We start from the raw sequence: 7,560 nt of genomic DNA, 5'->3' as shown, positions 1-7,560 counted from the left end.
ACGGCCTGCACACCGTGGCCGCGGCGCTGGCCAACCCGCAGCGCCGGCTGCGCCGCCTGCTGCTCACCACCGAGGCCGAGGCGGCGCTGGCCGAGCGCCTGCCGCGCCCCTGGAAGATCCAGCCCGAGCGGGTGGAGCGCGGCCGCTTCCAGACCTTCCTGACCGAGGACGCGGTGCACCAGGGCATCGCCCTGCTGTGCGAGCCGCTGCCGCCGGTGCCGCTGGAGGATGCGCTGGCGCGCTCGCGCGGGCCGGTGCTGCTGCTCGACCAGGTGACGGACCCGCGCAATGTCGGCGCCATCCTGCGCTCCGCCGCCGCCTTCGGCGCCGCGGCGGTGGTGATGCAGGACCGCAACGCGCCGCCGGAGACCGGCGCCATGGCGCGCGCCGCCGTCGGCGCGCTGGACAGCGTGCCGGTGGCGCGGGAGGTGAACCTGGCCCGCACCATCCAGACGCTGCAGCGCGCCGGCTACTGGGTGATGGGGCTGGATGGCGACGCCAACAACACCCTGGCCGAGGCCCGCCCGAAGGACCGCCCCGTGGCCCTGGTGCTGGGCGCCGAGGACACCGGCCTGCGCCGCCTGCAGCGCGAGACCTGCGACGAGCTGGTGCGCCTGCCCATCAGCGGCGCGGTGGAGAGCCTGAACGTCTCGGTCGCCGCCTCGGTGGCGCTCTACGAGCTGGTCCGGAAGGACTGAGGGAAACCACGTGGGGCGGATGCGCATCCGCCCCACCGCATTCGCCAACCCTTAACCTTTCCGCGCCATCCTGCCCCTGCCGTCACCGGACGGACCTCCACAATGCCAAGACGGCCGCATCCTGGGACACGACCATGCCCCCCCGGCCCGCAACCTGGCACGATTTCTCCGAGCAACAGCAGCTTGCCCTCTCGCGCGAGGCGCTGCGGCGCGCCGCCGAGACCCTGGCCGGCCATGCCGAGCTCCTGGCGCGCGAGATGGAAGGCGGCTCGCTGCTCGACCAGGGCGGCCCCGATGCGCTGCGCCTCTTCGCCTCGGTGGTGCGCGCCACCAGCACCGACGCCTTCGGCCCCGTGCTGCGCGCCTGAGCCCGGGGAAGCGCGCCCCATGCCGGACACCCCCTCCCCGCCGCCCATCGAGCTTCGCATCTTCTCCCTCGGGCAGGAGCAGGCCCTGCGCGAATGGGCCAGCCGCCACGCGCTGAACATGCAGTTCCGCCCGCTGGAGGATTTCCTGCCCGGCGAGGGCACGGGCGCCATCGTCGCCATCGCCCGCGACGCGGAGGCGCGGCGCCGCCTCGCCCGCGACTTCGCCGCCCCCTGACGCCACGCGCGCCGCCGCCGGCGGGACCGGGGGTCAGTCGGGCCTGATCCCCGCCCGCCTCACCACCGCCGCCCAGCGTTCCGCGTCGGCCAGGATCCGCCGTTCCAGCGCCGCGGGCGGCTCGTCGAGCACCTCCACCCCGAGCGCGGCCAGCCGCTCCGCCACCTCCGGCCGGCGCAGGGCCGCCTGACCGGCGGCGTGCAGCCGCGCGGCGATGGCGGGCGGCAGCCCGGCCGGCGCCACCAGCCCGTGCCAGCCCGTGGCGGCGAGGTTGCGCAGCCCCGCCTCCTCCAGCGTCGGCACCTCCGGCAGGGCGGCGGCGCGGCGTGGCGCGGACACGGCGAGGCCGCGCAGCCGGCCGCCGCGCACATGGTCGGTGACGGCGCCGATGTTGATCCACACCCCCTCCAGATGCCCGGCCAGCAGGTCGTTGATGGCCAGGGCGCCGCCCCGGTAGGGCACATGGGTCCAGCGGATCTCGGCCGCCTGCTGCATCAGCTCGCCGACGAGGTGGGAGAGGCTGCCATTGCCCGGCGTGCCCACCGCCAGGGCGCCGCCGCGCGCCGCCTCGGCGAATCCGGCCAGGTCGCGCTGCGGCGCCTCGGCCCGCACCACCAGGATCTGCGGCACGGCGACGCCGGGCAGGATGGGCTCGAAGGCGCGCAGCGGGTCGTAGCCCAGGCGCGGGAAGAGGGCGGCGTTGATCGACAGGCTGTCGGAGCCGGCGAGCAGCGTGTAGCCATCCGGCTTCGCCCGCGCGGCGGCCTCGTAGCCGATGTTGCTGCCGGCGCCGGGCAGGTTCTCCACCTGCACGGCGCGGCCCAGCGCCTCGCCCATGCCGCGGGCCAGCAGCCGCGCCACCAGGTCCTGGCTGCCGCCCGGCGCCACCGGCACGATCAGCCGCAGCGGCCGGTCGGGAAAGGCGGCGGTCTCGGCGGGCTGGGCCCGCGGCGCGCGGGCCGGCGGCAGCAGCGGCGCGGCCAGGGCGGCGAGCAGGCCCGGCAGGGCGCGGCGGGGCAATCTATTCTGCGTCATGAAATCGTGGTTTCCAGAAGGGCGTTCCGGCGCCTGCCTCTCATCGTCCCGAACCTCGTCAGCTCCGGCTGTGCAGCGTCTCGGCGCGGCATCTCCGGGCCGCTTCGGCGGGCAGGGGCAAGGAACCAAGTGCAAGGAAGGGGCCAGAGTGTTTTCTTGGAACTTACCGTAGAATTATTTATATGCCGCTTGTCAAACGTGTTTAACGGGAAGCCCATCATGCTCCACGCGGAAGACAACCGGCCCACGCCGCAGGCCCTGCCCGCCTGCGCCTTCGCCGCCCCCCTGGCGGCGGAGCCGGACCTGCCGGTGCTGCTCAGCCTGGGGGCCTGCCTGCTCGCCACGCTCGCCCTGGGGCTCGCCGGCGGCTGAGCGGCCGCCGGCCGGGCGCGCGCGGGCCCGCGGCAGGCCCGTCCATCCCCTTGATCGCATTGCGATAGCCAGGAGCGCAAAGCCTCGCCCGATGGCCGATTTCCTGTCGTTGCGCCCTTGCGCGCGGCGGCGATGCGGGCGCATCGTCCGGCCTCCACAATGGCAGCTTCAGGAGTACGGGCCATGGGCGTGACGGCAGCCGACAGCAACGCGGCTCTGCAGGCGAGGCGCGAGGCGGCGGTGCCGCGCGGCCTCGGCATCCAGCTTCCGGTCTTCGCGGCGAAGGCCGAGAACGCCGAGATCACCGACATCGAGGGCAAGCGCTACATCGATTTCGGCGCCGGCATCGCGGTGGTGAACACCGGCCACCTGCACCCCAAGGTGAAGGCCGCCGTCGCCGCGCAGCTCGAGAACTTCAGCCACACCTGCATCCAGGTGATGCCGTATGAGGGCTACATCCGCCTGGCCGAGCGGCTGAACGCCGTGGTGCCGACGCGTGGCCCCCGCAAGACGGTGTTCCTCACCACCGGCGCCGAGGCGATCGAGAACGCGGTGAAGATCGCCCGCCACCACACGGGCCGCAACGGCGTCATCGCCTTCTCCGGCGCCTTCCACGGCCGCACCCTGCTCGGCATGGCGCTGACCGGCAAGGTGGTGCCCTACAAGGCGGGCTTCGGCTCGATGCCGGGCGAGGTGTTCCACCTGCCCTTCCCCGTCGCCTACCACGGCAAGGAGGTCGAGCAGACGCTGGAGGCGCTGGAGGTGATGTTCCGCGCCGATGTGGACCCCAAGCGCATCGCCGCCATGATCATCGAGCCGGTGCAGGGCGAGGGCGGCTTCTACATCGCCCAGGCCGAGCTGCTGGCCGGCATCCGCCGCATCTGCGACGAGCATGGCATCGTCATGATCGTGGACGAGGTGCAGACCGGCTTCGCCCGCACCGGCAAGCTGTTCGCCATCGAGCATTCCGGCGTGCAGCCGGACATCATCACCATGGCCAAGTCGCTGGCCGGCGGCTTCCCGCTCTCGGCCGTCACCGGCAAGGCGGAGATCATGGACAGCCCGATGGCCGGCGGCCTCGGCGGCACCTATGGCGGCAACCCGCTGGCCTGCGCCGCCGGCAACGCCGTGCTCGACGTGATCGAGGAGGAGGGCCTCTGCGCCCGCGCCGACCAGATCGGCGAGATCATCGTCTCCGCCCTGAAGGAGATGCAGGCGAGCAACAGCCTGAAGGGCGTCATCGGCGACATCCGCGGCCTCGGCGCCATGGTGGCGATGGAGCTGGTGGCGGGCGACGACGCCAACCGCCCGGACCCCGACCTGACCAAGGCGCTGGTGGCGCGCGCGGCCCAGAAGGGGCTGGTGCTGCTCTCCTGCGGCGTGCGCGGCAACGTCATCCGCTTCCTGGTGCCGCTCACCGCCTCCGATTCGCTGGTGAAGGAAGGCATGGGCATCCTGGGCGAGGCGCTGCGCGAATGCGTCGCCGAGCGCACCGCCTGAGCCCACGCGCCTGACGGGGGGAGACAAGCCGGCAAGTCCATGATCGGCGCTGCATTGAAGGGGGCGGTGCTCGCCCTGGCATTCCTCGTCGTGGCGCGGGTCATGGCGGGGAACGGGGGGACCACCCCCCTCCCCCTCGGCCCGGCGCTGGAGGGTATCTCCCTCGCCCGGCTGGGCGAGGTCGCCCTGCTGGGGGCCGGCACCGCCCTGGCGCTGCTGCTGCTGCGCTGGCCCCTCCCCTTCGGGCCGCGCCGCGCGCTGGGCGGCGGGCTGGTGGTAGGGGCCATCGCCATCGTCGTGTTCCACCAGGCCAGCCTGTTCGTGCTGCACCAGGCCTTCCGCCTGGTGCCGGAGCGCGGCTTCCTCTTCGCCCCGCTGCCCGGCACCGAGATCCCGGCGCTCTACGCGCTGATGCTGGTGGGCGCGCTCGGCGGCGCCTTCCTCTCGCTGATCCTGCGCTGGGTGCACGCCCTGCCGGACCTGCTCTGCGGCGCGCTGCTCGGCGCCTTCGGGCTCACCCTGTTCGGCCGGCTTCCCGGCGTGCCGGGCTTCGAGGCGCCATGGTGGCAATGGGCCATCGTCAATGGCGGCTGGGGGTGGGGCACCGCCTTCCTGCTGCGCCCCCTGGCCCTGCGCGGCGGCGAGGCGCGCTACCAGCGCGAGCCACCCGCGGCCCACTGAGGGTGGCGCGGCGGGTGGCGGCACCCTCCCGCCGCGCCGACCCCTTCTTTTTTCCGTCGGGCATGGGCATCTCTGGCGCATGACCGATGCGCTGCGCGTCCGCCCCGACCCCTCCGACCCCCGCCTCACCCGCCGGGTGGCGGGGCTCGACCAGGCGGGGCGGCCCGTCGAGGTCAGCGTCACCGTCGAGCGGCCGCTGACGCTCTACCTGAACGGGCAGGAGATCGTCACCATGATGACGATCGGCGACCATCCGGAGGACCTCGCCCTCGGCTACCTGCTGAACCAGGGAATGCTGCGGCCGGACGACCGCGTCTCCGCCATCGACCATGACGAGGATCTCGGCGTCGTCGTCGTCCGCACCGAGCGGACCACGGACCACGAGGCGAAGCTGCGCAAGAAGACGCTGACCTCCGGCTGCGCCCAGGGCACCGCCTTCGGCGACCTGATGGAAGGCTTCGCCCAGGTCCGGCTGCCGGCGGAGGCGGTGTTGCGCACCTCCTGGCTCTACGGCCTGCTGCGCGCCATCAACACCCTGCCGACGCTCTACCTGGAGGCCGGCGCCATCCATGGCTGCGCGCTGTGCCAGGCGGACCAGCCGATCGTCTACATGGAGGATGTCGGCCGCCACAACGCGGTGGACAAGATCGCCGGCTGGATGTTCCGCGAGGGCGAGCCGGGCGCCGACAAGATCTTCTACACCACCGGCCGCCTCACCTCCGAGATGGTCATCAAGACCGTGCGGATGGGCATTCCCATCCTCATCTCGCGCTCGGGCTTCACCGCCTGGGGGGTGGAGCTGGCGCGCGAGGCGAACCTCACCCTCATCGGCCGCTGCAAGGGCAGCCGCTTCATCGCGCTGGCCGGCGAGAGCCGCATCGTCTTCGACGCCGACCCGGCGCGGGATGGCGAGGAAAGCCCCCGCCACTGGCGCAAGAACAGCCGGGAGGCGGAAAGCCATGCGGGCTAAGACGCTCGGCCTCGTCCTGGCGGGCGGGCTGGCGCGCCGCATGGGCGGCGGCGACAAGCCGCTGCGCCTGCTCGGCGGAAGGCCGATGCTCGACCATGTGCTGCTCCGCCTGCGCCCGCAGGTGGCGGGCGTGCTGCTGAACGCCAATGGCCACCCGGCGCGCTTCGCCGCCTGGGGCCTGCCGGTGGCGGCCGACGGGCTGCCCGGCTATCCCGGCCCGCTCGCCGGCATCCTGGCCGGGCTGGACTGGGCGGCGGCGGAGCGGCCGGACCTGCCCTGGCTGGTCTCGGTGCCGGGCGATTCGCCCTTCATCCCGGCCGACCTCGTGGCGCGGCTGCACGCGGCGCGCGTGGCGGCGGGCACGCCGCTGGCCTGCGCCCGCTCCGGCGGCTGGTCGCACCCGCCGATCGGCCTCTGGCCGGTGGCGCTGCGGGACGAGTTGCGCGCCGCGCTGCAGGGCGGCGAGCGCAAGATCGACCGCTGGACCGCCCGCTTCGGCTGCGCCGAGGCCGAGTGGCCCGCCACGCCGGTGGACCCCTTCTTCAACGCCAACGCGCCGGAGGAGCTGGCGGAGGCGGAGAAGCTCTTGCGGTCCGCGCCGCCGCTGCCCATAGCTTGAGGCACGCCATTCCGCGGAGCGAGAAACCATGAAGGCATTCATCACCGGCGTCGTGGCCGCCATCATCCTGGCCACGGCAGCCTCCTTCGTGCTGGACACCGAGGTGCAGCGCGACGCCGAGACCGCCTTCCAGACCCGCGGCGTGCGGCTGTAACGCGGCGGCCGGAGAGAAGCCGCGGCCCTCCCCGCCGGCCGGCGCCGGCGTTCAGCCCCGCGGGTCGCCGGCGTTCGGGAAGAAGAGCTGCTCGCCGTCGATCCTGTAGCCGGCGATGGCCGCCTGCCCCTCCTGCGACACCAGCCAGTCGATGAAGGCCTGGCCCTCCGCCTGCTTCACATGCGGGTGCCGCGCCGGGTTCACCAGCATCACGCCATACTGGTTGAACAGGCGCTGGTCGCCCTCGGTGAGGATGGCGAGGCCGCGGCGGTTGCGGAAGCTGATCCAGGTGCCGCGGTCGGCCAGCAGATAGGCCTCGGCGGCGGCGGCGGTGTTCAGCGCCGGGCCCATCCCCTGCCCGATCTCCTTGTACCAGCCGCCGCCGGTGGCCGCCGGGTCGATCCCCGCCTGGCGCCACAGCCGCAGCTCGGCCGCATGGGTGCCGGAGCGGTCGCCGCGGCTGATGAAGGCCGCCTTCCTCTCCGCGATGGCCTTCAGCGCGGCGGCGATGTCGGCGCCGGCGGCGCGCACCCCCGCCGGGTCCGCCTTCGGCCCGGCCAGCACGAAATCGTTGTACATCACGGGATAGCGGCGCGTGGCGTAGCCCTCGGCGACGAACTTCTCCTCCGCCGCCCGGTCGTGCACGAAGACCACGTCGGCATCGCCGCGCCGGCCGACATCGAGCGCCTGCCCGGTGCCCAGCGCCACCACGCGCACGGCGATGCCCGTCTTCGCCGTGAAGATCGGCAGGATGTGGCCGAACAGGCCGGATTGCTCGGTGGAGGTGGTGGAGGAGACGGTGATGCTGCGCTCCTGCGCCAGGGAGGGCGACAGGGGCGGCAGGCTGGCGAGCAGCCCCGCGAGCAAAGGCAGCAGGGGCAGGAAGAGGCGGCGGCGCATGGGCTCTGGCTCCGGTCCGGCATTTTGT

At 73.5% G+C, this 7,560-nt stretch carries 11 protein-coding genes; 9 read left to right on the top strand and 2 right to left on the bottom strand.

Annotated features, from left to right (window positions below; genetic code table 11):
- The 3 genes from rlmB to ACZJYS_RS07315 all read left to right on the top strand — a co-directional run.
- Positions 1-698: 23S rRNA (guanosine(2251)-2'-O)-methyltransferase RlmB (gene rlmB, locus ACZJYS_RS07325; RefSeq protein WP_493176841.1), on the top strand; the 698-nt coding region annotated here is incomplete at its 5' end.
- Between the two features lie 134 nt (positions 699-832).
- Entirely contained in the window at positions 833-1,066 is a 234-nt protein-coding gene (locus tag ACZJYS_RS07320) for a hypothetical protein (protein WP_109517984.1), read from the top strand.
- Between the two features lie 19 nt (positions 1,067-1,085).
- Positions 1,086-1,301 carry a hypothetical protein gene (locus ACZJYS_RS07315; RefSeq protein WP_493176839.1) on the top strand — a complete coding sequence of 72 codons (216 nt, stop codon included), beginning with the start codon at positions 1,086-1,088 and terminating at the stop codon, positions 1,299-1,301.
- Positions 1,302-1,334: 33 nt separating this feature from the next.
- Here ACZJYS_RS07315 and ACZJYS_RS07310 read toward each other — a convergent pair whose 3' ends face one another.
- Complete coding sequence (locus tag ACZJYS_RS07310; protein WP_493176837.1) at positions 1,335-2,336, bottom strand: Bug family tripartite tricarboxylate transporter substrate binding protein; 1,002 nt, start codon at positions 2,334-2,336, stop codon at positions 1,335-1,337.
- A 219-nt stretch (positions 2,337-2,555) separates the two neighbouring features.
- Between ACZJYS_RS07310 and ACZJYS_RS07305 the strand changes: the two genes are divergently transcribed.
- The 6 genes from ACZJYS_RS07305 to ACZJYS_RS07280 all read left to right on the top strand — a co-directional run bounded on the left by ACZJYS_RS07305 (position 2,556) and on the right by ACZJYS_RS07280 (position 6,632).
- On the top strand, positions 2,556-2,708 hold the full coding sequence (locus ACZJYS_RS07305; RefSeq protein ID WP_181378198.1) for a hypothetical protein: 153 nt from the start codon (positions 2,556-2,558) through the stop codon (positions 2,706-2,708).
- A 183-nt stretch (positions 2,709-2,891) separates the two neighbouring features.
- Entirely contained in the window at positions 2,892-4,208 is a 1,317-nt protein-coding gene (gene gabT / locus ACZJYS_RS07300) for a 4-aminobutyrate--2-oxoglutarate transaminase (RefSeq protein ID WP_109517987.1), read from the top strand.
- A 39-nt stretch (positions 4,209-4,247) separates the two neighbouring features.
- Positions 4,248-4,889 carry a hypothetical protein gene (locus ACZJYS_RS07295; RefSeq protein WP_493176834.1) on the top strand — a complete coding sequence of 214 codons (642 nt, stop codon included), beginning with the start codon at positions 4,248-4,250 and terminating at the stop codon, positions 4,887-4,889.
- Between the two features lie 79 nt (positions 4,890-4,968).
- On the top strand, positions 4,969-5,859 hold the full coding sequence (gene fdhD, locus ACZJYS_RS07290) for a formate dehydrogenase accessory sulfurtransferase FdhD (RefSeq protein ID WP_493176833.1): 891 nt from the start codon (positions 4,969-4,971) through the stop codon (positions 5,857-5,859).
- On the top strand, positions 5,849-6,478 hold the full coding sequence (mobA, locus tag ACZJYS_RS07285; protein ID WP_493176832.1) for a molybdenum cofactor guanylyltransferase MobA: 630 nt from the start codon (positions 5,849-5,851) through the stop codon (positions 6,476-6,478). The genes fdhD and mobA overlap by 11 nt, the downstream gene beginning before the upstream one ends.
- A gap of 28 nt (positions 6,479-6,506) precedes the next feature.
- Positions 6,507-6,632 carry a hypothetical protein gene (locus ACZJYS_RS07280; RefSeq protein WP_281262105.1) on the top strand — a complete coding sequence of 42 codons (126 nt, stop codon included), beginning with the start codon at positions 6,507-6,509 and terminating at the stop codon, positions 6,630-6,632.
- Between the two features lie 51 nt (positions 6,633-6,683).
- Here the strand turns inward: ACZJYS_RS07280 and ACZJYS_RS07275 are convergent, their stop codons facing one another.
- The gene (locus ACZJYS_RS07275; RefSeq protein WP_493176829.1) at positions 6,684-7,532 is read right to left on the bottom strand and encodes an ABC transporter substrate-binding protein; all 849 of its coding nucleotides are present in this window, start codon (positions 7,530-7,532) and stop codon (positions 6,684-6,686) included.
- Positions 7,533-7,560: the final 28 nt, after the last annotated feature.

This window comes from Roseomonas sp. TS2, assembly GCF_058833935.1.
The sequence above is the reverse complement of the archived record's forward strand: the minus strand, read 5'-3'. Positions and strand labels throughout refer to the sequence as shown.